The sequence below is a fragment of the Leptospira dzoumogneensis genome (assembly GCF_004770895.1).
GTDB classification, from domain to species: Bacteria; Spirochaetota; Leptospiria; order Leptospirales; family Leptospiraceae; genus Leptospira_B; species Leptospira_B dzoumogneensis.
The window spans coordinates 121,881-147,240 of sequence record NZ_RQHS01000001.1 but is presented as its reverse complement, the minus strand read 5'-3'; the positions used below and the strand labels follow the sequence as shown (position 1 = coordinate 147,240).

Here is a 25,360-nt window from a genome sequence, read left to right as displayed (position 1 = left end):
ATAACAAGATAGACGAAAAACTTCTCAAAAATTCTTTCAAAGTTGAGGATGATCCTTCCTTAATTTTCTCAATTCACAGTTCTGGAGCCATTCACATCGAAGACAAAACATATCTTCCGGATTGTAGTCAGAGGGAGGACATAGATTCGTATTCTCTGCTTGTATAGGAGTGAGAATATTTTCCTTCTCCTTTGCATCCGAAATTCCATAGAGATGACTTAAGAGTTCTCTATTTTTCCGGATCTGTGTCTCAAAAGGGTCTCCCGGATTTTTGGGACGGACCATTACCCTTTCTTGATTTTCTTTAGGCCTTTCCCATCTTCTTACGAAGATAGGAGTTCTGGTTTTTCCTCCGAACTTTTGTAAGCCGAGAAGACTGAATAGACCGAAGACCGCTCCGCCCAAATGACCTGAGTTACTCATCATCCCGAAAAAACTTTGGGACATGACTCCGCTGGAATGGAATTGAAGAAGATAATAAGCATCTACGGAAAATCCGAAACCGATCAATACCCAAGGAGCGAATTTTGCTCTTACCGGAGGAAATACAAATCTTGCTTCAGGGAACATGATACTGAATGCTGCAAGCACTCCGAAAACTCCACCGCTTGCGCCTACTGTGGTAGAATGATAACTATCCCAAATTGAATTTTCAGGAACAAGTCCTGTCTTCCATCCTATATAAGAAAAAGACAAAACGAAAAGTCCACCGCCTAGTTGGGATAGAAGATATACGCTTAAAAATTTCCAACCGCCGATATATCTGCAAAGCCAGAAACCTACGGTGAATAGTCCGAACATATTCATCCCTATATGGATGAGAGAAGAGAAAAAATCACCGCCTACCACATGCAGAAATCCGTAAGTGAATACCTGCCAGTACATTTTCTTTTCGATGACTAGGCTTGGGTTTAATCCGAAAAAATAAGTGATAATTCCTCGTCCACCTTCCATCATTAGAAGTGCCCAGACGAAAATATTGAAGAATAAGACCAGATTCAAAGGGTGAATCAGCGAGAATCCGAAAAGCTTCGGACCTGAGGTCGGATTTCTCTTTGCCATTATGTAAGGATTAAAGGTACTGGTATCCTAGTCAAGTAGGCAAAGCCGGGGCGGGATCTGCCCCGGTTCGTCCTCATCCGCCGGGGAGTCGGTGGATGATTTCAATCACAGTTTTATCATCGAAAAAACGAAAGGCCTGCTTTAGCCTCGGAGAGTAAAAAAATGAAAAAAGAGAACTTAAGGCCGATTTTTTGGGAGAAAGAAGGACTTAAACTTTTAGACCAAAGACAGATCCCCGGCAAAAAAGAATGGTTTACCGCGAAAAATTCCGAGGATGCGATCTTTGCCATCAAAGAAATGGTGGTCCGAGGTGCTCCTGCGATCGCCATCACAGGGTTATTCGGTGCAGTCCTTGAATTCAAAAAGTTTTCTAAAAAACCCGATTACCAAGAATTCCAAACCATACTCTCCAATATCCTAGGATCCAGACCGACTGCCGTGAATCTTAGAAGAGCATTCGAAGAACTATCTTCTATATTTCCGAAAGAAGAATATGATAACGTATCTTTGTCGGAACTCCAACAGAAATCGGAAAAATTTGCGATCCATGTTTTCGAAGAAGATATCAGGAACAATTTAGAATTAGCGAAGAATGGTGTGGGACTTTTTCCTTCTTCTCCTTCTAAACTTAAAATTATCACTCATTGTAATACGGGTGCGTTGGCAACCGCCGGACATGGAACAGCACTCGGTGTGATCCGCTCTTTGAAAGACGCGGGACATGATCTTACTGTATATGCGGACGAGACCCGTCCTTATCTGCAGGGTGCAAGATTAACCGCTTGGGAACTCATGGAAGAAGGGATCGAAAATTATTTGATCACAGACAGTATGGCCGGCTGGCTCATGTCCTCCCAAAAAATAGACGCGGTCATCGTGGGCGTGGATAGAGTAGCAGCTAACGGTGATTCTGCGAATAAGATAGGGACCTATCCTTTGGCGGTTTTAGCGAAACATCACGGAATTCCATTTTATATTGCGGCCACGGAAAAAAGTTTTGATTTTAAAATTACGGACGGTTCTCAGATCCCGATCGAGATGAGAACACAAGACGAAGTCACTCGTTTGAACTTTCTAAAAAACGAAAAGGGAGAAGCGATCCTTTCGGAAGGTGTGATCGCCCCTGTGGGAGTAAAAGCGCTCAATCCTTCTTTTGATGTGACTCCCGCAAACCTGATCAAAGCGTTTATCACGGAGAAAGGGATTATTCCTCCGGATAAGATCAAAGAGTTTTTTGGCTGATCACTTCTGAGGTTTGATAGCAACCATGGCGGCCTTGTCCTGCCCTGGTTGGAAACGCATCATAAAGGCAGACTGGAATTTTTCAATCTTCTCCACCTGCCTTCTATACTTGATGATACTTCCCTTATAAGCACCTTTGCGGACAACAAGCTGAACTTCTCCCGGATTAAATCTGGAAGATTTTAATACTTCCAGTTTTTGTTTCACTAGTTCTATGAACTTGTTCTGCTTGTTAAATTCTTCGAAGACCTTACGATACCCTTCTTTTTTATCCTCAGGGATCTGGCCTCTGGATCTTTGGACCATCTGTTTGATCTGCTGGACCTTAGGTAAGACCTTTTCTATTTCCTTTTCCGCAACTTGAAGACGTTTAGTCAGGTCTTGGAAAGTTTTCTCGTTCCTAAAATGGAATCCTAACTCTACGGTTACATCCAACTCCGCTTGGGAACCTAGGTTTGCACAGGTCAACCCCATATAAGTGGAAACTGTAGAAGATACCAAGTTTCCACTGGAACCGTTCAGTATCACGTTCCCAAGAGAATGGATCTTGGAGTTTAGGATAAAACCTTCGACAATAACGTCTCCCTCTACTTCTATCTCTGCATTTTCAATGAACTTAGCGTAAAGATGTCCGCCGATCTTGATTACATTTTTGCCGTCACCCTTGATCCCGCCGCTGACTTCTAAGTCGCGGGCGATCGTTAGATCGGAAGTTTCCACATTTCCTTTTACCATCAAATTCCCTTGGGTCTTGATGGAAGTAGCAGCTTCTACATCTCCTTTTACTAGAACGTTTCCGTCATAATTGATATTTCCTGTTCCGAGACCTACATTGGAATCGATCTGCAATTCTTGGGAAACAGTGATAGAAGATTCTGTGGAGAAAATAGCGCCGTTGCAGGTAGCAAAATATTCCACCAAAGGTTTGTTCTCTTGGACCAGACCCTTTTCCTGAACATTCTTACCGATAGTAAGTTTAGGTCTTTTGATAGGAGGAGGAGCGATCGGTTTTCCGAAAACATCCATCCCTGGTTTTCCTGGAATTCCTTCGAATAGGGTTGCAAGCTTCTCCCCTGCCTTTACATAAATATATCTTTCGATATTTCTATAATCCGCGTGTCCATCTTCTCCTATCTTCACTCTTTGCGCCTGAGGATGATAGAATTTCAGCCAACCGTCCTCTCCTTTTACGGGAGGAAAACCTTGTGCCACCACGAAAGAAATAGGAGAAAAATCCATCCGAGAGGTGGATGCCTGTAATTGTTTTAAAGCGCCGTAGATATTATCCCCGATGATACGATCTTGCGAGATATCCTTATTATGAAGATATTCTATTACAATACTAGTAGAAAGAGCCCTTCCCTTGATCATCCCGGGACGAATTGTTAGATCGGCGCCCAGATTATCCGAACTGATCTTAAGAGAGAATACGCTCTCCCAGCTTGTCTCTTGATCCGATACACCCGAAGTTTGCTCTGTACTCACAACCATACTACCTAGCTAACAATTCAATAAGAAGTTTCCTCCGCCTTTTTTTATCACGGAAGAAATCCTTTCCCGAACCCTTCTGAAAGATCCGAAAAAGATCGTATTTGAACCCTGCCGGTTATTCCTTTTCGCGTTTTTAACGATAGACCACTATAACCTTTTGCTCCGAATATAACAAGGGCTCGGAACCTAAAAAAGGCGCAAGGGGCCTATCATTAAGGACGGAATATTTTCAGAAAATATAACGTAAACAATATTAGAGTCCGGATTTTTTTAGAAAAAATCCCCAGAGTCCCGCAAGTTTAGGGATCTCACCTAATTGAGTATAAAATGGAAGATGATCCCCATGAGTGATCAGCCTGGACTTTAAGAGCACCTTCCATTCTTCCTTTCCATTGCCCAAGGAACCGAACAATAGCTCTGATTCGTCCGGAGAGATGACAGGATCGTCGAATCCATGCAATAATGCGATAGGTGCCTTCCAATCAGAAAGGAAGTTCTTGGGAGAATTGCGTAAAATGAAGTTAGGCGGCAATACGGATAGAATGGGCTCTACTAAGGCCATTCTAAACCTAGGATCGGATTGAACAGAGTATACAAATTCTTTCTCCTTCTTACCTAACTTTTGAATAAGTTTAGAGGACTTCTCCTCTTCTCCGGTTCTTTTTAATCCGTTATCCAAGGCAGCCTCGAAGTAGAACTCTTCTAATTTGGAAAGTTTAGGCTGGAGCTTAGAAATATAATTATAAAGCAGAACATGAACCGCATAAGGATCTATATCGTAGTTGGATAGAATGAAAGGAAGAGTATCCGCGAAGTCCGAATATGTTCCTACAAGTAGAGCGGATTTTAGATTTTTCTGTTCTTCTTTGCCGGACAATGCAACCATTCCCATCCCAGCGGAGAAGCTTGCGGATAAGAATGAGATCGCCTTACCTTCTATCTTTACGATCTCCCGGAATAAAGCCCTGATATTCGGAACAGTATCATCAGAGATCTCTAACCCCTTAACTTCCTTCAGTTCAGGAAGATATACTGTGGCTCCACTGTTTCTCAGATGTTTTGCAAGAGTTAGAATTCTAGGGTCGTCTATTCCCCTGTTACTCATCCCATGCTGCAAGTAGATCACAGGAGAATGTTCCTGGCCCGGAAATATCTTAGTCCTAAAGGAAGACTTCTTAGGGATTTTTAATTGTTCTTCCCTCATCTCCACATCGGGAGAATCTATCATGTCCGCGTATTTAAGTAAAAATGGGAGTCCCTGGAAAGAGTATTGGATCATACCCGAAATCCTTTTTATCTATATTAATATTTTTGCATCAGTAGAATGAGATAGATCCTGCCGAGATATTCTTTGGCATCCTCATCTTTCAGAAAATAGATCAGAATATACTGTCTTAAATTTTCCAGATCGATCGGGACCAATTTATTGTTCAGATTTTCAGGAGGAAGAATATCTATTTGGAATCTTCCCAATTTCATTTCGGAGATCAGTTCAGCGCAGATCTGGTTTGCAAATTCCAGCATGATGGAAGCAGCATGACTTCGGATCGTAGGATCTATATGAAAGGATCTGGCGATCTTAGGGAGAAGTTTGAGTTTAGTATAACCGTCCATTGCAAGAAAAAGCCTGCCCTTTGCTTCTCCTTGGAACTCAACCGAAGTGCAGTTCTCATAACATAGGCCTTCGTTTTTAGAAGGACCGAATGCCTCGCGCACGGCTTGGACTCCCAGGTTTTTTTCCAAAAACTCAGGGAAGATCTGGGAAATTGTAAGTATGAATTTTTCATCCAGTAAAGGATCTATGTTCAAAGACATACTAAACGGTTCGGTCCCTCTTCTTTAGAAGAATGTAATGCTTTTTTGGCTCTTGGTTCCCATTCAGAGTCATCTTTTCTGACCCGAACGGATGCACCAATATTTAGCCTGGTCTTATCAGGTCCTAAAAATTCCATAAGCCCGGAAAGTGAGTTTTGGAATTTCATCCAATCTTCCGCATTGAAGAATGTGGCTAAACGGTTTTTTCGGATACGATAGATGGGAGAATTTTCTCCAAATCTAGACTTCCACCAATTGCCCAAACTTCTAAAATCGGAAACAAGATCTCCGTCTGACTCGAATTCCATAAAGACCAGGATTTTGGTGTCTTGTCCCTCATATTTCTCCCTTTCTAAATGTTGGGAAAATATTGGGTAGGAACTCCAGCCTGTTTCTCCGTCCTGGGATTCTCCGGCAAGAACCAGTCCTTCTACAAGTTTATCCAATCTTAAAGAAATTTCATCAAGGGAAAATTCAGAGGCGTAAGAAGAAGTTTGTCTGACTTCTCCCAAGGAATAGGAATCCCATTCCAATTTCCAAACGATCGTCCCCTCTTTCGGTTCGGAAGCTTTCTTTCTTTCGGATGGAAAGACTGAAATACTTCCGGTTTTACTCGCTACAGTTTGTAACTCACCTTTAGGATCATGGAGTAGAACTTCCCAATATTCTTCTCCAATTCTGATAGAATCTAAGAATGATTTCACTGCCTCGTATGTTTTTCCGCGTACAGGAAAATAGAAGGATTGGAAGGGAATTGTCTCCTTGGGAACTTCTTCTTTAAAAATATAGGAGGGCAATTCTTGGGAGATGGTAGGAACACCTTCCTCAGAGACATTCTCGCTGGCAGCGATTTCCTTTTGGACTTCGGGAACTTCTTCTTTTGAAACTGATTGGAAGAATGGAACAATTTCCTCTGTTCCCTTCTCCTCTTTTCTGTCCATTGTAGTATGAACTACGTATCCGAAAAGGGAAAGTAGACAGAAGGAGATCCCGCCTAAGGCCAAAACTTCCCCGTCAAGCCAGGTGGAAAGAGATGCGGAAGCGATTGGAAAAACTTCTGAAATGGGAAAAAATTCGGGGAAAAATTGCATTTTGTAAACTTGAGTTCCGTTACTATATCTAACGGGTTTTTCCCGGTCCGGCTCAAACGATTTTTCTATGAAACTCTACTCGGAACTGGCAGAATATTACTTCGATATTGAAAAGAACGCTCGAAAATTCGAGATGGAAACCCAGTTTATAGACAGGCTTTTCCGAAAACACAGGGTCCGGAATATTTTGGATCTGGGCTGCGGGACCGGAGAGCATGTCACCCATTTCCAAAGCCTTGGATATAAGTCTCGCGGAATAGATTCCTCCATCAAAATGATAGAAGTCGCCAAAAAAAGATATTCCCATTGTAAATTCGAAGTGGGAGCAATGCAATCCTATAAGTCCCAGGAAAAATGGGACGCGATCATCAGTTTATTCGGTTCCTTTAATTATTTATTATCTAATGAAGAAGTAGAAGCAGCCCTCAAAAATCTGGAGCTGAATCTGAAACCGGCAGGCATAGCAGTTTTAGAAGTTTGGAATGCGGAACCTCTGCGCAAGATCAAAAGAAAAGCGATCGGCCCGGTCGCTCAGATCAAAGCAAAAAACGCAACCATCCAGAGAAACAGAGGATTTCGTCTAGTCAGAGCGGACCAATCCACAGTAGTAGAAGTAAATTATATCTATAATCTGAACGCAAAAGAGATCAAAGACAAACATTTGATGAGAGCCTACTTCCTGGTAGAACTCCAAAGAATGCTCGCAAAACACAGGATGGAGATCCTACATGTATACTCCAACTATAATGAAGTAAAATTCAAAAGTAACGCGAGTAGAATGATCTTAGTGTTGAAGAAGAAGGTGTAATTAGAGTCGCAGAGATCGCAAGAGTCACCAAGTTTTTTCTCACACGGAGGCACAGAGCCACGGAGAGAAAAATTAGAAGGTTTCGCGATGTAGGAACTCCAACAAATCTCCTCCTCTGCGCCTCCGTGTCTCTGCGTGCAAAACTCTCAGCGACTCTCAAAACTCTGCGCCTCTAAAGAAATCTTCTTCCCAGAGTCGGAATAAAAATCCAAAATTGCCATCCGGAGGAATGAGATGGCGGAAAACTACGACCTGACTGTGATCGGCGGAGGCCCTGGAGGATATGTGGCCGCCATTCGAGCTGCCCAACTCGGATTGAACGTATGTCTAGTAGAAAAAGAAAAACTAGGCGGGGTATGTTTGAATTGGGGATGTATTCCCACAAAAGCACTTTTAGAATCCGCACATTTATTAGAGTCCATTCGTAAATCTGAATCCTTCGGCCTGAAGGTAGAAAAAGCCTCTCCGGATTTTCCGAATATAATCAAACGTTCCAGAGGGGTTGCAGACACGATGTCTAACGGAGTCGAATTCTTAATGAAAAAGAATAAGATTTCCGTAAAGAAAGGAAGCGCAGTTTTCAAAGATAAAAATACGATCTGGCTTCCTGATACTTCTAAAGAAGAGATCCAATCCGAATATTTTATCATCGCAACAGGTGCCAGACCAAAAGAATTTCCAGGACTTCCATTCGATGGGGAGAAGGTCCTATCCAGCAAACATGCAATGATACAGGACTCTCCTCCTAAAACTCTGGCTGTCATTGGCGCAGGAGCTATAGGAATAGAATTTGCGGACTTCTACTCTAGCATGGGAACCCAAGTAACGATCGTAGAAATGCAGGACAAGATCCTTCCATTAGAAGATCCTGAAATATCCAACTTACTCAACCGCTCCTTCGTGAAAAGAGGCATCCAAATCCTTACAAGTGTAGGAGTTTCAGAACCGAAATTAGAATCGGATGGAGTGTCCATTCTTCTAAAAGGAGAAGGGATTGCCCCGGAAGGAGAAAGAAAAAAATTCGATAAGGTATTAGTTGCGATAGGAGTTACCCCAAATACGGAAGGGATCCATCTGGAAGAGATTGGAATATTTTTGCAAAAAGGATTTATCAAAGTAGATACTAAGTTTAGGACCAAGGTCTCTAATATCTATGCGATCGGAGACTGCATAGGAGCACCATTACTCGCCCATGTTGCTTCTACGGAAGGGGTAAAAGCAGCAGAAGCGATCTCCATCCAAAACAAAAATCCACACGGACTCGTGTATGAACCATTAGATTATCTTAAAATTCCTGCCTGTACATACTGCCATCCTGAAGTTGCCTCAGTAGGTTTAAAGGAAGAAGAAGCCAAAAAATCAGGTATAGACGTTGTAATAGGAAAATTCCCATTCAGAGCCAACGGTAGAGCCCAGGCCCTAGGCGAAGTAGAAGGAATGGTAAAACTAGTAGCAGACCGTAAAACGGGAGAGGTATTAGGAGCCCATCTAATCGGACCGAATGTGACCGAAATTTTAGGAGAGATCAATTTAGGAATGGGATCCGAACTGACCTTAAAAGAAATTGCGGGAAGGATCCATGCCCATCCTACACTTTCAGAATCCGTAATGGAAGCCGCAGCGCATGCTTTAGGAGAAGCGATTAATATCTAACGAGAATTAAACGGTAGAGTTTGATTCTTCCAAGGAGCCTGTGAATAGGATATCCATCTTATTCACTTTAAACTCTTTCGGTAATTTAGAATCAATTGTCAGAAGTTCCGCGTCCAAATCATGGAATTTACCTGATTTCTCATCGAAGAAATGGAAATGGTCGTCTATATTGCTGTCGAATACGGACTTGCCCAAACAGGAAAATTTAAATTCTCTTAATAGACCTGCAGATACTAGAACGTTTAAAGTATTATAGACGGTCGCCAAACTCATCTTCAAAGAACGTTTATCCACCCATTCTTTTACTTCTTCTGCGGTTGGATGATCCGCTTCACAAAGTACGTATTGGCAAATGGAAATCCTTTGCATGGTCGGTTGTATCGAAACCGATTTTAATCTACTCTCTATTTCGTCCGGAGTCAGGCAGTATTGTTTGTGTTTACCTAAAACAGTCATGGTCGTCGGTTCTCTCTATGGGCCTATATATCTGACGGTCCGAAAGGGCCGAATATAAAGCAAAAAGTCTAGAAGATATGAATTCCTATTAGGATCTTGCAAAAAAGGAAGGATTTATGCAATCCAAAAAAAGGAGGCCAAAAAAACCCTAGAAATCATGGATTTTCCTTTGAAACCTATCTGAATCTCTATAACCTGACGAAAAATCTTTGAAAAGCAGAGAATGATGAGAAACAAATTTTTTACTACCCTACTCTTTCTCTCCCTGGTCCTAAACGTTTCCGTTTGGGCAGAAACAGGGGCATCCCCTCAAACAAACACATTGGCTCAATCCGAAACGGATGCAGGTCATGGGGAACACGGGACTGGAGGCCAGCACCAAGAGACTGCATCGGCTCATGGTGAGGCAGGAGACGATCTTCCTCTTTGGTCGGTCATTCCTTTTATTCTGATCCTACTTAGTATTGCACTTCTACCTCTGATCTCTCATACGACCGAACATTGGTGGGAAAACAATAATAACAAACTTCTTCTTTCTTTAGCTTTGGGAGGAGTTTCATTCGGGATCTTAATGGCGCATAGCTGGGGTGGAAAAATTTTCCACACTATGGTATTCGATTATATTCCGTTTATCATTTTACTCGCATCTTTATTCTATATTTCCGGCGGGATCGTTTTAAAAGGAGATATAGAAGCTACTCCTGTGAATAACACGATCTTCTTGATCGTGGGAACTTTCCTGGCTTCTTTTATCGGAACGACTGGAGCTTCCATGCTTCTTATCCGTCCTTTACTCAAAACCAACTCTGAAAGAAAACATGTGGTCCACACAGTGATCTTCTTTATCTTCTTGGTCTCTAATATCGGCGGTTCCTTGACTCCTCTTGGAGATCCTCCTTTATTCCTAGGTTATCTGCAAGGTGTTCCATTCGTTTGGACATTTAAACTATTCCCTGAAATGATCATCGCTTCCGGAATTTTGCTCGTGGTCTATTTTATTTGGGACACGATCATGCACGGAAAAGAAACCAAAAAGGATATCCGTTACGATCATTCTCATAGACAACCTCTTGGGTTAGAAGGTCAGGTAAACCTGATCTGGCTTTTAGGAGTGATCCTTTCCGTAGCTTTCTTGAACCAAAACTATATTCCTGCGATCGAAAAATATCCTTATCTTGCATTCATTAGAGAAGCAGTTCTGGTCGGTTTGATCGCACTCTCCAAAGTGACTTCCGATCCTAAACTGAGAGAAAAGAACAAGTTCACCTTAGGTCCTATCCAAGAGGTGGCGTATCTATTCATCGGTATCTTCTTAACCATGATCCCTGCATTATTACTTCTGGAACATCATGGAAAAGAATTAGGGATCACTGAAAGATGGCAGTTCTTCTGGGTAACAGGCGGATTCTCCGGAGTTCTGGACAATGCTCCTACTTATCTGACATTCTTGTCCCTGGCCAAAGGATTATTAGGATTCTCTAATGTATCTCAGATCCTGGCGGATCCAGTTGGCGAAGAATTACTGAAAGCGATTTCCGTGGGTGCCGTATTTATGGGTGCATTGACCTATATAGGTAACGCTCCTAACTTCATGGTAAAATCAGTAGCAGAAGAAAATAAGATCAAAATGCCAAGTTTCGGAGGATATGTATTGTATTCCTTCCTACTTTTGGTTCCTACATTCTTACTTTTGACCTGGATCTTTTTTATCTAGGATTTCTTCCTTCTCCGCTTCACTTTCGAGGCGGAGAAGTTTTACTCTTCCTTAACCGGAACAAACACCACAGAATGAATTGTTTTGGTGCCTGGAGTTCCATCTTCCGTTAATCTTTGAGTGTACATCACCTCTGCTTTTGTGCTTCTTGCAGGTCTGTACATTATAATCTGATTCACATAATCAAATACTGAAACGGAATAATCGATCACAGTCAATGCAGCCTGCAAAGGAAGAAACCTGGATCTGCTCAATGGTTTCATTTCGGTTTCCTGAGGAAGAGCGAGCCATTTGTACATTCTAGCGGATCTTCCCATATTTTTAACATTTTCCCATTCCAGTTTTGTTTCCGGAAAGGAAGCCTGGACCTGTTTGAAATTCACTCTGACTGGAAGATTTTTCTCTTTGGATTCTCTGAGAGCAGTAGAAAGCTGAAGATCGAATGTGTCTTCATCCAAATATTCTATTTCATTGCAGGAAGAAAATACAGTCTCACAAATATCACCGTATCTTTTATGAACGAAGAAGATCAGATTGATCTTTCCACTTCCCGGATGATATAGGACTTTTGCGTTATAATCTCCGGTTCTCTTGAAATATACACTTCTGTAAATTCTTCTGATAAGACCCCAGCCTATCAGACCGACATCTTTTAAAACGGGAGGATCCGCGATCTCCAGTCCTCGGATCGCAATATGAAGTTTTTCGATCGCGACCCTTCCATCTCTTTTAGAAATTTCTAATAGAAAATCCCTGAGATCGTCCAATTCATCGTCTGCGAGTTTTAGATTTTTTCCGGAAAGATCTATTAATACCTTTCCGGCATTCTCTTCTAAAAGTTTTCGTACTTCCGATTTTCCACCTTTGGAATTCAATTCATCCAAAGTATAACGGATACAATCTTGTTCGTGACAAGAGATCTGTTCTTCGTATCTATCGATACCGTAATAGCCTGTGGAAGGATCGGGCGCTTCTGGAAATAGAAGGCCCGGAGTGAGAAATAAGCTTAGGACTAAAAGTTTAGTTAGCTTCGTCCGTATATTCCATGACCAGATACATGAGAGTTTCTGTATCCGTTGGATTGATGTATTCGTGGGGAACGTCCGCTCTAAAATATACGGAATCCTTTGCATCCAGTTCTACCACCTTGTCCCCCACACGGAGGCGCAATTTTCCTTGGACCACTACAAGATTCTCAGTTGTTCCGGCTTTATGAGCCTCTGCAACTTCGATTCCGCCCGGTTTCAGGATCAGTTCGTAAAATTCTACCCTTCTGCCTCCGATAAACGGAAACAAGGCACGACTAGAATATACCTTTGAACTGGAATATAAGACTTTTGTATTCTCTGCTTTTAAGAGAAAAACTCCTTCTGTTCCCTTCTCTTTTAGAAGTTCGCTGAAAGGAACGTTAAGACCTGTTGCGATCTTCCATAATACCGCGATTGTAGGAACACTTTTTCCCTGCTCTATTTGAGAAAGCATGGCTCGGCTCACACCACAACGAGATGCCAATTTGTCTAATGAGAGTCCTTTAGTATGGCGAATTAATTTTAGGTTTTCTTTAACGACTTCTGTTATATGTTCGCTGGAGATGAGTTCCTTCCCATCCAGTTCTTCGGCGTCGGCCTGTTTCATACCTAATTCGTCCAATATAACGGAAGATGTGTCAATCCAATTTCAATCCTTTCAAAAAAGGATCTTCAAATTAGAGAAGATCCGACAAAGGATCCTATGAAGGAAACAAGGCCCAAATTCCAGGTCCCTGAGAATCCGATCCATAAATGGTATGAGAAGGGGTTCCTACTTGCTGTGGAAAAACCGGCCGGCATCCCGGTCCATGCAACCTTCGACCCGAACCGTCCCAATCTGGAAGATCTTGTCAGACAACAGGAGAAGGAGCCGGAATTAAGACTGCTTCATAGACTGGACAGAGATACAAGCGGCATCCTACTATTCTGCAAGGAGCCATCTAAAAACAAAGAAGCGGATTCAATCTTAGCAGATTCGGAAAAAACGTATCTGGCGATTTGTGTTGGAATTCCAACAGAGAAAGAATTCAGAGTGGAATGTTTTTTAAAAGATGGAAAAGGAAAGGTAAGCTCGGTTCGTTCCGGTGGCAAAAAAGCGATTACTGATTTTACTCTTCTCTCCTATTCAAAGGAGAAAAATCTCTCTTTGGTTGCCGCAAAATTAGTTACGGGAAGAAGGCACCAGATCCGATTTCATCTATATTCTATCGGAACTCCTATCTTGGGAGATGAAACTTACAGTGATCCTTCGATTAAAAGTTTAGTTTCTAAACCAAAACGTTTTTTATTACATTCGTATCTTCTAAAATTCAAAAATGAATTCGAGGAAGATATTAAAATTGTATCGGAGCTTCCTTCCGATTTTCAATCGTATCTACGCTTTTTTTCTGGCATACGATTCCCAGAATGAGTAAGCTGGTCCTCACTTTCCGGAGGCGAAAATGAGCGAGTCCATAACATTGATCGTAGGCGGGTCAGGAGCAGCTGGCCAAAGTGCGATCCAAGCATTCAAAGAACATTCCTCCAAAACAGGACAAAAATGGAAAATCTACTCCACTACCTCAGGAGAATCTCAGGTAGAAGGTTCTGACATAACAATTCCTCATATCAAACTGGAAGAGCCTGAAGAAGCAGTTTCGAATATTCAAAAATTCTTAAATAAAGAAAATGCAAATATAGATGTACTCATATACACACCTGCCAGAGGGAATTTAGGATACCCTGTATCCGAAACACCCGATCAGGACATTATCGACACGGCAAAATTCTGTTTAGATCCTATGTTGGATTTGGAGAAAAAAATCAATCCAAGGATCACAGTCGGATATTCCGCGTATTATTACCTTCCCCACTTGCTTACATTCTACGGTTCTTTAGCATTTATCAAAAAGAAAATGGAAGAATGGGCAGTCCAAAAACCGGATTCCAGAAAGATCATTCGTGCAGGAACTTTTTTCAGCCAAAGTGTAAGAGGGATTACTATCATTCTGCAAAGGCTTGCAAAATCTTCTCCTCATCCAGATCTACAAAAATTGATGGAAGAACAAAAATCCTCCGGCAAAAAGTTCGGAGACTTCTTCATTGATTATATCCAACAAAAGGAAAATGAAAGTTTCGGAAAAAACTTTCCATCCATTCCTTATAGGATCACTGAACCTAAGGATCTAAAAATTGCATTACTCAAAATTTTAGAAGGTGAGAAGTCGCCGATCGTTTCCTTAGTAGGAGATTGGATCTGGACGGAAGACAAACTTCCAGAAATGCCTGATTATTTGAAGATTAGGTAAAGTTCACGCAGAGGTGCGAAGACGCAGAGGATTGGATGCTTTGTAGGAGTTCCTACATTAAATATCCCAGCGACTCTGTGTCTCTTGCGTGAGAAAACACTTAGCGCCTCTTTTTACTCTGCGTCTATTATAACGGCTTTGCCACTGTCTTCCAGTCTGCCACGCTTTGGATGAGAGTTCCCGTTGGTGGGACCTTCTTCTTGCCCCTATCCAAAAATATTCCTTTGGATCTACCATGAGAAAGCATAGGGAAATCATTCTCCGAGTCTCCGAATGCAATGTCATATCCTTGGTTCCCATTGGCAAGATTGAGGAATTCTACTTTTCCGATCCCATAGGTGAAAGGTTCTATCAGTTCATGACTTAAGATCCCGTGCTTTTCAACGAGTCTCATACCTAGAACATTTTCTTTCGGAATTCCCCATTGCTCGGAGACTACTTGGATCACAGGTGCAGGAGAAGCGGTTACGATCCAAATTTTGGTCCCGGCCTTCTCGAATTCTTTTACAAGTTCGAACATAGGATAAAATGCTTGGACTGCCTTGGAACTTGTATCCTTCTGATGATTTTCCCAAACAAGATTTGCAGTATTCTGTAATTCTTTTGTGGATCTGCCTGAAAAGATCCAGGTAGACCATCTGTATCCGGCCTCGAGTCCTTCTTTTTCTATCTTGGATTCGTAATATTTCCAGACCTCGTCCATGAAGGCTTGGGTGTCCGTCTTACGTAAGGTTTCCATTCTTTCCGAAATGGAAGGCTCAGGAAAAAAAGGAGAAAGTGATTGGATCCAGGGAACTCCGGCTTTTAGAAGTTCGCACATAACTTCTTCTCCGAAATCTCCTCGGACAAGAGTATTATCAAAATCGAATAAAGCTGTTTGGAACTTCCGACCAGCCAGGTTCTCTTCTAAATAGGAAAAGATTTCGGAAGACCAGTCGGTATTAGAGAACAATGTTATTATTGTTGGATGGTTTCTTTTGCGATCGCAACTTGGGATTCTTTATCAGCTAAGAATGGAGGAAGATAATGTTCAGGGTTCAAGACCACGTTTTGGTAACGAACTTCGAAGTGAACATGTGGTCCAGTCGTGTGTCCAGTATTCCCGGAAAGTGCAAGCACCTGTCCTTTTTTAACCTTATCACCCTGTTTTACAAAAAGAAGAGAATTATGAGCATATAATGTTTGGATACCGTTGATCTGAGGATGAGAAAGAACTACTCTTAGTCCATATCCACCGTCTCTTTTGGAATCCGTCACCACTCCGTCAGCCGCAGCGATCACTACAGAACCGTTCGGGCAAGCAATGTCCACACCTGCGTGCAATGCGTTCCAACGTCTTCCCAATCTGGAAGTAACTCTGGAATATTTGAAGCTTAAAGGCCAGATCAATTCTCTGGAATCCGAGGTGAAGATCTCTCTTCCTTTGTCCTCTAATAGAAGATTGCGAGTGTAATTTGAATTATAAGGGAAGAATACAGGTTCTGAGTTTTGGATCTTTCCGCTGTCGTGGATCCCGTTCAGAAGGCGAACCTCTCTTTCTGAGGTTCCGAATTTGTGGTAAAGATCCTCTAAGGATTCTTTTACTTTTCCGGGAACGATCCAGATCCCTTCTCTAGATTGATAGGTTTGGATGAATTGGTTATCTACCTTCACTTCTTCCAAATATGTATTTGCGAAAGATTTCCAGGAAAGTACGACTAGGGCTGATGCACCTACTATCGAAAGAATAGTTTTTCTTTTCATTTGGTTCTTTCCTTTTTGCGCCGCCAAAAATTCTCTTAAAAAACGGGTCTTGTATTTAAGATCGGCGGTAAATTTCCGAAAGTTCACCCTATCCTCCTGGTCCATACTTTCGGGACAAGGATTTTTCTCCACCCAAATCCTAAGGAATTAACGATATCGAATGAATCCGACCGAATCCTAATGAAATTAATTATTTTAATCTCAATTCCATCGATTTATGGCATATTTTGAAGAATTTTCCCTGTTTTTACAAGGTGTCACAATTAGAGTCCCGAAAAAATACAAACTTACTGAAAAGTTTTCTGAAATTTAGAGAAAGTTTCGTCGTGGGGAAACCTGGAAACGAGGATGAAATAGACATAAAGGGAGGCCTCAAAGGCCAGATTTTGGGTCGTTTTTTGGGGTTTTTTGTTCAGAGGACCCTAAGAGTATAGCTAAAAAAGCTGCAAAGAAATTCCCACTCAGAGCGGCTTCGCGACTCTGCGTGCAAAGAACCTTGCGCCCCTTACCCTAGGATCCTCTCTTTTAGTTCAGGGGTCGGCATTCTGCAAGATTCTCTTTTTCCGAAAAGTTTGTAACGATTTTTGGCGATCAGATCATAGAACAGATTTCGAATGGGTCTTGGAATGATATAGGTAATCAGAAAAATTTTCCAAAATCCTCCGAGTGTTGAGCAGATCTCCAGAATGGCATTGGATTTATTATAAATCTCCTTTCCGTCCCAGAAAAGGATACTATCTATGCCCCGGACTTTTTCCTCCAAGGCCTTAGATTGGATTAGGTTTTTTGCATATTCGGATTGGAGGCTGGCAAATTTTAATCTTTTACGTTTGTCCAGATCCAAAAGTACATTCACTGCACCGTTGCATAAATTGCAAACTCCATCAAATAATACTATCGGATCTGTAAATTCTGACAAAGGGACCTTCTTCCTTTATTTAGACAGTGTAGAAGTTTTGTGATTCAAATAAAAACCGCACATATTCAGTTCTTTTTAAAAGTGGAAAGTGAAGATTTTAATTTTTCATACCAAACACCTTTCTTTTTCAAAAAGATCGCGGGATATCCAAGTGGAGCATCGACTTCTGCCCAAGTTCCTCCCTGGAATATTTTGCCTGTCCAAACGTGTTCCCATTCTCCTTTGGGAAGATATCCTTTTACCGTATCTTCTCCTTTTTCTAAGACCGGGATCACGAGTAGATCCTCTCCTAGTAAGAATTGGTTTTGCAGATCTCTTGTATGATTGTCTTCCGGATATGAAAGATAGAGCGGACGTAAAAGTGGTAGCCCTGATTCGGAAGCTTCTTTATTTAGAAATTTGAAATATTCTTTTAATGCAAGGTGCATCTGTCCGTATCTTGCAAATTCTTTTATTGTGTCCGGATCAGAATATGGTTGGTGGTTTTTAGCAGGTCTATTCCCTTCATGGGTCCTAAAAACCGGAGTGAATACATTCAATTCCGCCCAACGAAGAAATAATTCTTTGGATCTGAAATAATCTTTGATTGGACTAGGAATTGTTGTGTATCCTCCTATATCGCTATGATTCAAACTGATCCCTGACATTCCACCACTCAAGATCCCGATAAGAGAAGATACGATCCCATCATGTCTTCCCCAACTCACCATCTGGTCTCCCGCCCAAAAGGAAGTGGAATATTTATTGGAATAACTATAACCTGCACGTGTAAAGAATACGATATGTCCTTCTTTTCCAACTTCTTGGATTGCTTCTCGGTTCAGTCTTGCCCATTCTACCGGATAACGATTATGATAAATTTCCGAAGATTCTTTAGAGAATAATACAGCATCCGTAGGCAACCATTCTCCAAAATCAGCCATCCAACCTGAGAGTCCGTTGCCTATCAGATTTTGTTTGATGATATTTTTGATCCAAGTGCGGGTTTTTGGATTTGTAAGATCTAATAGTCCTGCCGGGAATCCCGCAGTTTGTACTATATAATCTTTTCCTTCTTTATCTTTTACTAAATAATTATTTTTGACCGCTTCTTCGAATAGAGGCCCTTCTGTGGCAAGCATAGGATTGATATATCCTAAAACCTGAATATTCTTTTGATTTAATTCTTTTACGAAGTTTTTAAAATCAGGATAACGAGTTTCATCCGGAAACCATTTCCACCAGAGTTGAGAACCGAATACTGTCTTTCTTTGCCCCACCCAGTCCTGGATCCAAAGGGCACTGATCGGATTTCCGGCTTTTTTAGCTTCTTCTATCTTTTCCAAAACGACCGATTTTCCGCCTTGGATACCGAGCCAAGTCCCATAAGCCCAATCAGGCAGATTCGGAAATCTACCGGTATGAGAAGTGTATAATTTTAAGATCTCTTTCGGATTTGCAGCCTTCCAGGATTTTACGTTAAGCCCTCTTTCTCTGAACTCTACAGCAATTTCGGAATCTTCTTCAAAATCAAAAACCGAATAAGAACTGTTTTCGAAAAAGAATGCTCTGTTCCGGGAAGTGAGAAAAAATGGGATTGGGGTATAAGTGCTGTATTCATTTCCGCCGGCACCTTCTAATAATTCTGCGCCCCAGGTAATCGGCTGGTCTCCCCTTCCCACTCCCTGTTCTTCAGAGAATAAGAAAGGTTTTTTTCCTTTTAAGTTGAGATGAGAGAATTGTTCGCCTAGTCCATAGATACTTTCGGATTCGTCCGATTTGAATTTGATATATGTGCGATTTAGTTCCGGGTTTGTAATTTCTACCTTCCAGTCTAGTCCGGAGTTGGAAGAAGATACGAATCTGATAGAGTATTCTGTTTCGCAGTTATTTCCTGTAAGTTTTCCTTTGAGATATAATGCATCGGATCCTAATCCAAGACTTTCGATTGTCTGGGCTCCGCATTCCAATAAGATCTTATCTTTGATCTTGAATGTTGCCTTTCTATAATTTACGATCTGTTCCCCTTTTGCAGAAGAGAGAAATGCGTCTTTTAAGTTGAATTCTAATATTCTACCCTTAGAAGTGATGAACGATAGTTCAGTAGGCAGGAATACTGCTTTGACCCCGTTACCAAGATCGAATTCCTGAGGAGGAACGGAAAACGGAGAGATTTTTTCAAATCTGGATCCGCAGTTGAATAAAAATGCAAATAGTATGCTGATAATAAAAAAGAACCTCATCGTTATTCCTCTTAGAAACTAACGAGAGGTTCTTTTATGAAGCTTAAGAAGTCTTTCTTTTTTTAACTTTTTCTGTCTGTTCCACCGACTCTTGGCGCAGAAGCTCCTACTCCGGCCTGTCCGTATATATTCGCTGCTTGTTTAGGTAGATTGGATTTTCTCCATTCAAACCAAGAGCCAACATAAACATTCACGTCGTTGTATCCTACTTCTTTGAGCATCATAGCGAGTAAGGAGGATCTTGCTCCGTTATAATCATAGATAACAGTGGTCCTTTCCGGCATGAAAGGAAAACCTCTTAACTTTTTATTGAAGAATGTTTTGTCCACGAGCTCACCGTTCGCGTCATACAACATTCTCCAATCCCAAAGGAAAGCACCCGGTAATCTTCCGCATAAACTCCCAGGCTCGGGAGCAGTTAAACGAGGAAGTTTTCCATCATATTCTTCAGGTGTGCGAGTATCGAAAATTTGGAGTCTAGTTAAGTTCTTTTCTAAGAATGCTTTGTCTATCACTCCTTCCAGCTTGCGGACTTTGGATGCAGGGCCGCAATCCAACTCTTTGGAACCTTTTTCTTTGGCTCCGTCCACAGGCCAACGTTGTCCGATCAAGAACGCATTTTGAAAACCTGCGCTTCTCAAAAGGAAAACGAGTCTAGATGCGAACATCCCCATCCCCTCGTCAAAAACCAAGATCCTGGACTTCTCTTCTTTTTTAGCGAGAGCAAGTATCTCTTCGATCGGACCCAATAATTTTTTGGAAGAGTCCGGATCGGAAGCAAAAGCCTTTTTGACGAATGGAAAATAATACGCACCCTTTAAGGTGGATTCCTGGTATTGCGCTTGTGAGCGGCAATCGATGAATAAGTCCTGCTTTTCGTTCAGGTCGGTTTTAAGAAAACTCCAGTGAGACAAGATGAATACCGTTATATTTTTTACTCTTAGTTTTAACCATATTCCAGACTACCGTTTCAGAGTTTAACTTTTTTTTGGTATTCTTGGAAATTCGAGACATAATCGCAAGAATTCTACGGAAATTCCTCTTCTATTTTCAGATCTGTAAAATCCGCTTTTTCCCGAACCGATAATAATTAAGAATGTTTTCCCCGATGCAGAATATTTTCCATTTAAGAACGAAAAGACTCCTTCTTTCTTTTGTGAGCCTGGGAGTTTTATTGTTTTTTTCCGTTTTTATTCCGGATTCTGGAAGTTTCGCAGAAGAAGCTCAGCTCCAAAAGACAAATTCCAGGATCGGAGACTTTGCTGAGAAAGAATTTCAGGAAGGTTGGAGAAAATATACCAAAGAGAAAGACGCAAGACCTTTGAAAGAATGGTTCAAACAACATGGAACCGTTCATATCGGTGAGTGTAAGTTCAGATCTCTTCCAGAGACTGAGGAAATACAGTACCTTTCTCTGGACTGTCCCGGAAAAAAACTGAGCGGTTTCTTTTATTCCGGAGAAGAAAGATTACGTTCTCCTGAAAGAATAGATTCTTTCAGAGTGAAAGGTCCAGTTAAGCTGGGAAAAACGGTTTATTGGGAGCTTGAATTTTCTGCGGAGAATTTAAAAGCAGCAAGCTCCAAACCTCTTCCCGCAGGTAAGTCGAATCAGGAAACCAAACTGGTGGAGAAAACTTCCACTGTGAATTTTGGTCTGCAATATTTCTTAAGCATCGCAAAACATCCTATAGATCGTCCCACCCCTAAAGGAAAAGAGATCTTTTTTGATTCTTCCTGCCCTCTTCTTTATTTGGGCAAGGATGCTGATTTTTATTGGGACAAGTCTTTGTATTATTCTTTCCAGGCCAGTTGTTTACCGGATTCTCCATATTCCTGGATCAGGATCAAAGCGGATCTGAGCGGAAACGTTTTAGTGGATAACCAACCGACTGAAGAACTCCAAGAAGGAGCACGTTACCTGGCAAAATTGAAATTAGAATCGGTAGAAAAGGATAAAATTGTATGGTCCGACGCGGAGTTATTTCATGAATAAGTTTTGGATACTTCTCGCGGGTCTGGTCCTGACATTTAGTTTTCCCGCTTTTTCCCAAACGAACGGTAACTCCGATCTTAAAACATTATTGAACGGTGTTGTTATAGTTAGAAGCGATATTTATCCGGATGCAAGCGATCCTTTGGAATTCGGGGACCAGGATCTTTCCCGAGATGTGGGTTCAGGTTTCATTATTGCAGGAAATAGAATATTAACAAATGCTCATGTGATCTCGGAGTCCAAGTATTTGAAGGTAAAACGTTTTAATAGCAGTAAATATTATAATGCAAAAGTGGAATTTATAGGTTTCGACTGTGATCTTGCTTTGATCTCCGTAGAAGATGAGGAATTTTTTACAGCCGTAGAACCTCTGGAAATCGCGGAAGAATCCCCTTCCTTAGGCAGTAATCTTCTAATGCTCGGTTATCCGGAAGGTGCGGAAAATCTCACCTTAGAGAATGGTCTAGTTAATCGTGTGGAAAGATTGAGATATTCTTTTACCGGTCTTGATTACAGAAAAGTAATCCGCGTAGGTGCAAATATTCTTCCCGGTTATTCAGGCGGTCCTGCCATCCAAAATGGAAAGGTAGCAGGGATCATTTTTGAAGTAAGCCAGATCCAAGGAAATACCGCATATCTAATCCCGCCTGAAGTTGTTCAACATTTCTTAAAAGATATACAAGACGGCCAATACGACGGGTTCCCATTCGTAGGTTTTACTTTCCAAAATGGGAATTCCGAATCCGTGAAAAAGTATCTAGGAGTTCCTCAGAATCTGCAAGGTGTTCTAGTAAATAAGGTATATCCGAATTCTTCTTTTTCGGATGTTTTGCAAACGGATGATTTTTTGTATAAGGTAGATGAGGCCTATCTTAACAACGAAGGTGGTCTTTTAGAATTTACCGGAAGAACGATCGTAGATCTGATAGAGCCCGGTTTTGTAGGACAAAAATTAACTTTGTATTTTTACAGGAACGGTAAAAACTTTAAGATCCAAGCCGAGCTAAAAAAAACGGATTCTCTTGAATTATACAGAGATCGTCAGGTCAGAAGTTTTCTGGGAGCAGGACTTTTATTCCAGCCTGTGAATCGTGCATTATTCGGAAAAGAAAGCCAAAGAGTGGAAACTGCTCTTAGATACCATTATAGTTATTTTATACAGGACGACCTTTTTAAATTTACGGAAAGAGACCTGATATTAACTACCCTATTCCCGGATCCTCTCAACTCCAAATACCTAAATTATCGTTTTAAAATATTAGAATCCATTAATGGAAAAACTCCCGCGAATATCGCCGAGTTCAAGGATTATTGGAAAAAATACTCGAATGGGACCCTTGTACTGAAGTTCAGGGGTGTCGGACTTCCTTTGGTCTTGGATGCCAAAACAGTCAGGACAATAGACTTACGGGTTAGAAAAAGATTCGATATCAAGTCGGATGAATCCAAGGAGGGAAAATGAGATCTAACAAATTAGTATTCCTTCTCGCATTCTTACTTTTAGGATCTTTAGAGAATATCGAGGCAAAAGCGGATTCAGAATTCTCGCTTCTGGTCCATTTTAGAAAATATTCTCATCATAATCCTTTTCAAAAAGGAACTCCTTATCAGAAAAAGATCCCAGCGATCCGTTTGGATGAAAGAACCGCACTCGCACTTTTAAAACCTGGAGAAGTTCCGCTATTCGCGGAGGTCCATCCGGAAGAATCCGCCGGAAGAAAAGCATATTTCCAAAAAGTGGATTTGGATACCGGGTTAGGCATCGTTCTTCTTCCTGAAAACTTCGGAAGATCTAAAAAAGTATCCCCTATCGCTCTTTTAGAGGAAGGAGTCAGAACGCAAGGAGTATGCTCCTCCTTCTTCCCGAACTTTGAATGGGGAAGTTTAGAATTTTCTAAATCGATCCTGCCTCTTTCTAAACTTTCCAGAAAAGAAAATCAGGACGGGACCAGAAGTTTTCTTTTTTCAGGCAAGAAGGTCTGTGGATTTACAGATGGGACCTGGAATGCGGGCGCTGATCTTCTTCGTAGATTTTACCAAAGTAGATTTTCTTCCGCTTCTCCATTTCCTCACCCGGGTTTTTCCGCAGAAGGTTCTTTAACTCCTGCAGAAGAAGATTATTATTTTCCGAAAGGTAGTGTGGGCGCAGTTGTTTCAGAAATTCTTCCCGGGATTGGTCCGATGCATAATCTGTTTCCAGGGGACGCGGTTCTTTCCGTGAATGGGACTCCGGTTGCTTCTAAACAAAAACAGGTATTATACGATATCCTGCTCAGCAAGGGCGGATCTTATCTGAATTCCGGAGAATGGGTCGCTCTTTCTCTTTATAGAGACGGCAGAAAAAGAGAGATACGTTACCAGCTAAGGCCGTATAACGAGGATTCGTTCTTGATCCCTGAAAGTTCGGACAAGATCGCTCCTAAGTATATCATCGCGGGTGGATTACTTTTCACTGAACTCACTCATACATATCTGAAAGAATATGGAGAAAAATACAAATCTTCCAGCGATAGAAAGTTAGTATACTTAGCGGAAAGTTATTCTAAAAAACTCCATCCGGAAAGAAGCCGTATCGTATTACTTTCCAGAGCGTTCCCGGACGAGAAGAACAGGGCCTATCAGGAATTCCAAGATTTGATCTTAGAATCCGTGAATGATAAGGTCGTGGACTCCGTCGAAGGTTTGAAAACGGCCATTTCCGAAAATAAGGACGAATTTTTGGTCTTCCGGTTTTCAGGAAATAAATTGGCGGTTTTTGATAAGTCGGAGTTAAAAAGTTTGGATGAAAGGATAAAATCCTTATATTCTCTTGATTCTCTAGACAATATACGCTGACAAAATTCTTGACTAGAATACCTTTCCAGGGTTTTCTTTTGTTTTCCGAATAAGGCAGTTTAAGCATTCGGAAGTTCTGAATTAGGAATTTATTATGAAAATCCTTTTCGTTGATGACGAAGAAGTTATCCGAGATCTGTTCCAGGAAATTTTCGGCAGCGAATACGAACTAGTTCTTGCGGGAACCGCGGAACAAGGTTTAACATTAGCCGAGTCGGAAACATTCGATCTGATCATCACCGATATTCGCCTTCCAAGAATGAACGGTATAGAGTTCATCACTAAATTGAGGGAAAAAGGAGTAGACACCCCTTTTATTGTCATCACAGGAAATCAGGACATACAGATCTCCATCAATGCTCTTCGACTGGGAGCTGTGGACTTTTTCCTCAAACCTTTTCGGATGGAGGCAATCCGTTATTCTCTCTTAAGATTTAAGAATTTATTTTATGCCGGCAAGGACCTTGTGGACAAAAGAATGTTCCAGGTCCGGGAATCCAGGCAGAAGTTCGCACTTCTTCCTAGACTTGGAAATTTAAACCAATATGTTCATTTGATCCTAAAATCCCTTTCTCATCTTCCGAATCTGCATAACGAGGACCAACTCTCTTTAAAAGTGGCATTGTACGAATTGATAGGTAATGCGATAGAACATGGTTGTGCTCGTATCACTTATCACCAAAAACAAGAGTTAATGTTCCAAGAGAATGATTACTTCTCCTATGTGGACAAGATCTGCGAATCCAAAGAAGAATGGATCCGGGTAGAAGTGGATTATGATGATACAAGAGTGACCGTTATCCTGGAAGATGGAGGAGATGGTTTCGATCCGGCAAGAGTTCCGGATCCTGTACAAGATCCGAATGCAAGCCAACTTTCAGGCAGAGGTATATTCTTAGTTCGCATGAATGTGGACTCTCTTTCTTATAACGATAAGGGAAACCAAGTCACATTCGTGAAAAAACTTCAAAAAGCAGAAGTAAAACAGAAACAGACCTAA

At 41.4% G+C, this 25,360-nt stretch carries 22 protein-coding genes and 1 pseudogene; 10 read left to right on the top strand and 13 right to left on the bottom strand.

The window, feature by feature from the left end; translation table 11 throughout:
* Positions 1 to 36: 36 nt before the first annotated feature.
* On the bottom strand, positions 37 to 1,062 hold the full coding sequence (locus EHR06_RS00650) for a rhomboid family intramembrane serine protease (protein ID WP_135755250.1): 1,026 nt from the start codon (positions 1,060 to 1,062) through the stop codon (positions 37 to 39).
* Between the two features lie 162 nt (positions 1,063 to 1,224).
* Here EHR06_RS00650 and mtnA point away from each other — a divergent pair, with 162 nt between their 5' ends.
* Entirely contained in the window at positions 1,225 to 2,304 is a 1,080-nt protein-coding gene (gene mtnA / locus EHR06_RS00645; RefSeq protein ID WP_135755249.1) for an S-methyl-5-thioribose-1-phosphate isomerase, read from the top strand.
* Here the strand turns inward: mtnA and EHR06_RS00640 are convergent, their stop codons facing one another.
* The 4 genes from EHR06_RS00640 to EHR06_RS00625 form a co-directional block, all read right to left on the bottom strand.
* Positions 2,305 to 3,795, bottom strand: a complete 1,491-nt coding sequence (locus EHR06_RS00640) for a DUF342 domain-containing protein (RefSeq protein ID WP_135755248.1) — start codon at positions 3,793 to 3,795, stop codon at positions 2,305 to 2,307.
* A 253-nt stretch (positions 3,796 to 4,048) separates the two neighbouring features.
* On the bottom strand, positions 4,049 to 5,074 hold the full coding sequence (locus EHR06_RS00635; protein WP_135755247.1) for an alpha/beta hydrolase: 1,026 nt from the start codon (positions 5,072 to 5,074) through the stop codon (positions 4,049 to 4,051).
* A 23-nt stretch (positions 5,075 to 5,097) separates the two neighbouring features.
* Positions 5,098 to 5,610 (bottom strand): chemotaxis protein CheX, encoded by a 513-nt coding sequence (locus tag EHR06_RS00630; RefSeq protein WP_135755246.1) that lies wholly within the window; start codon positions 5,608 to 5,610, stop codon positions 5,098 to 5,100.
* Entirely contained in the window at positions 5,601 to 6,701 is a 1,101-nt protein-coding gene (locus EHR06_RS00625; RefSeq protein WP_135755245.1) for a hypothetical protein, read from the bottom strand. Before EHR06_RS00625 ends, EHR06_RS00630 begins: the two co-directional genes overlap by 10 nt.
* Positions 6,702 to 6,768: 67 nt before the next feature.
* Here EHR06_RS00625 and EHR06_RS00620 point away from each other — a divergent pair, with 67 nt between their 5' ends.
* Entirely contained in the window at positions 6,769 to 7,509 is a 741-nt protein-coding gene (locus EHR06_RS00620) for a class I SAM-dependent DNA methyltransferase (RefSeq protein WP_135755244.1), read from the top strand.
* A gap of 234 nt (positions 7,510 to 7,743) precedes the next feature.
* Entirely contained in the window at positions 7,744 to 9,162 is a 1,419-nt protein-coding gene (gene lpdA, locus EHR06_RS00615; RefSeq protein WP_135755243.1) for a dihydrolipoyl dehydrogenase, read from the top strand.
* 6 nt (positions 9,163 to 9,168) lie between these two features.
* Here the strand turns inward: lpdA and perRB are convergent, their stop codons facing one another.
* Positions 9,169 to 9,618, bottom strand: a complete 450-nt coding sequence (perRB, locus tag EHR06_RS00610; protein ID WP_135755242.1) for a peroxide-responsive transcriptional repressor PerRB — start codon at positions 9,616 to 9,618, stop codon at positions 9,169 to 9,171.
* 409 nt (positions 9,619 to 10,027) lie between these two features.
* Here perRB and EHR06_RS00605 point away from each other — a divergent pair.
* A pseudogene (locus EHR06_RS00605) lies at positions 10,028 to 11,332 on the top strand (sodium:proton antiporter); the annotation flags it as partial.
* 41 nt (positions 11,333 to 11,373) lie between these two features.
* Here the strand turns inward: EHR06_RS00605 and EHR06_RS00600 are convergent.
* Positions 11,374 to 12,372 (bottom strand): hypothetical protein, encoded by a 999-nt coding sequence (locus tag EHR06_RS00600; protein ID WP_425269469.1) that lies wholly within the window; start codon positions 12,370 to 12,372, stop codon positions 11,374 to 11,376.
* A complete protein-coding gene (locus tag EHR06_RS00595; RefSeq protein WP_100707703.1) occupies positions 12,353 to 12,967 on the bottom strand; it encodes a helix-turn-helix domain-containing protein in 615 nt (204 codons plus the stop codon). The genes EHR06_RS00600 and EHR06_RS00595 overlap by 20 nt, the downstream gene beginning before the upstream one ends.
* 96 nt (positions 12,968 to 13,063) lie before the next feature.
* Between EHR06_RS00595 and EHR06_RS00590 the strand changes: the two genes are divergently transcribed.
* Together EHR06_RS00590 and EHR06_RS00585 are read left to right on the top strand one after the other, a co-directional pair.
* Complete coding sequence (locus tag EHR06_RS00590; RefSeq protein WP_135755240.1) at positions 13,064 to 13,771, top strand: RluA family pseudouridine synthase; 708 nt, start codon at positions 13,064 to 13,066, stop codon at positions 13,769 to 13,771.
* 31 nt (positions 13,772 to 13,802) lie between these two features.
* Positions 13,803 to 14,648 (top strand): SDR family NAD(P)-dependent oxidoreductase, encoded by an 846-nt coding sequence (locus EHR06_RS00585; RefSeq protein WP_135755239.1) that lies wholly within the window; start codon positions 13,803 to 13,805, stop codon positions 14,646 to 14,648.
* Positions 14,649 to 14,775: 127 nt separating this feature from the next.
* Here EHR06_RS00585 and EHR06_RS00580 read toward each other — a convergent pair whose 3' ends face one another.
* From EHR06_RS00580 to EHR06_RS00560, 5 genes are all read right to left on the bottom strand, one after another.
* Entirely contained in the window at positions 14,776 to 15,600 is an 825-nt protein-coding gene (locus EHR06_RS00580) for an HAD family hydrolase (RefSeq protein WP_135755238.1), read from the bottom strand.
* Between the two features lie 5 nt (positions 15,601 to 15,605).
* Positions 15,606 to 16,418 carry a M23 family metallopeptidase gene (locus EHR06_RS00575; protein ID WP_208757725.1) on the bottom strand — a complete coding sequence of 271 codons (813 nt, stop codon included), beginning with the start codon at positions 16,416 to 16,418 and terminating at the stop codon, positions 15,606 to 15,608.
* A 478-nt stretch (positions 16,419 to 16,896) separates the two neighbouring features.
* Positions 16,897 to 17,310: a thiol-disulfide oxidoreductase DCC family protein gene (locus tag EHR06_RS00570; protein WP_135755236.1), complete on the bottom strand. Its 414-nt coding sequence runs from the start codon at positions 17,308 to 17,310 to the stop codon at positions 16,897 to 16,899.
* A gap of 65 nt (positions 17,311 to 17,375) precedes the next feature.
* Positions 17,376 to 19,532: an alpha-glucosidase gene (locus tag EHR06_RS00565; protein WP_135755235.1), complete on the bottom strand. Its 2,157-nt coding sequence runs from the start codon at positions 19,530 to 19,532 to the stop codon at positions 17,376 to 17,378.
* A 62-nt stretch (positions 19,533 to 19,594) separates the two neighbouring features.
* Positions 19,595 to 20,446 (bottom strand): sulfurtransferase, encoded by an 852-nt coding sequence (locus EHR06_RS00560; protein WP_135755234.1) that lies wholly within the window; start codon positions 20,444 to 20,446, stop codon positions 19,595 to 19,597.
* Between the two features lie 194 nt (positions 20,447 to 20,640).
* On the opposite strand from EHR06_RS00560, the gene EHR06_RS00555 reads away from it, so the two are divergent.
* The 4 genes from EHR06_RS00555 to EHR06_RS00540 all read left to right on the top strand — a co-directional run bounded on the left by EHR06_RS00555 (position 20,641) and on the right by EHR06_RS00540 (position 25,360).
* On the top strand, positions 20,641 to 21,525 hold the full coding sequence (locus tag EHR06_RS00555; protein WP_135755233.1) for an LIC11113 family protein: 885 nt from the start codon (positions 20,641 to 20,643) through the stop codon (positions 21,523 to 21,525).
* Entirely contained in the window at positions 21,518 to 22,987 is a 1,470-nt protein-coding gene (locus tag EHR06_RS00550; protein ID WP_135755232.1) for a S1C family serine protease, read from the top strand. Before EHR06_RS00555 ends, EHR06_RS00550 begins: the two co-directional genes overlap by 8 nt.
* On the top strand, positions 22,984 to 24,360 hold the full coding sequence (locus EHR06_RS00545; RefSeq protein ID WP_135755231.1) for a PDZ domain-containing protein: 1,377 nt from the start codon (positions 22,984 to 22,986) through the stop codon (positions 24,358 to 24,360). Before EHR06_RS00550 ends, EHR06_RS00545 begins: the two co-directional genes overlap by 4 nt.
* Before the next feature lie 94 nt (positions 24,361 to 24,454).
* Positions 24,455 to 25,360: an ATP-binding response regulator gene (locus EHR06_RS00540; RefSeq protein WP_135755230.1), complete on the top strand. Its 906-nt coding sequence runs from the start codon at positions 24,455 to 24,457 to the stop codon at positions 25,358 to 25,360.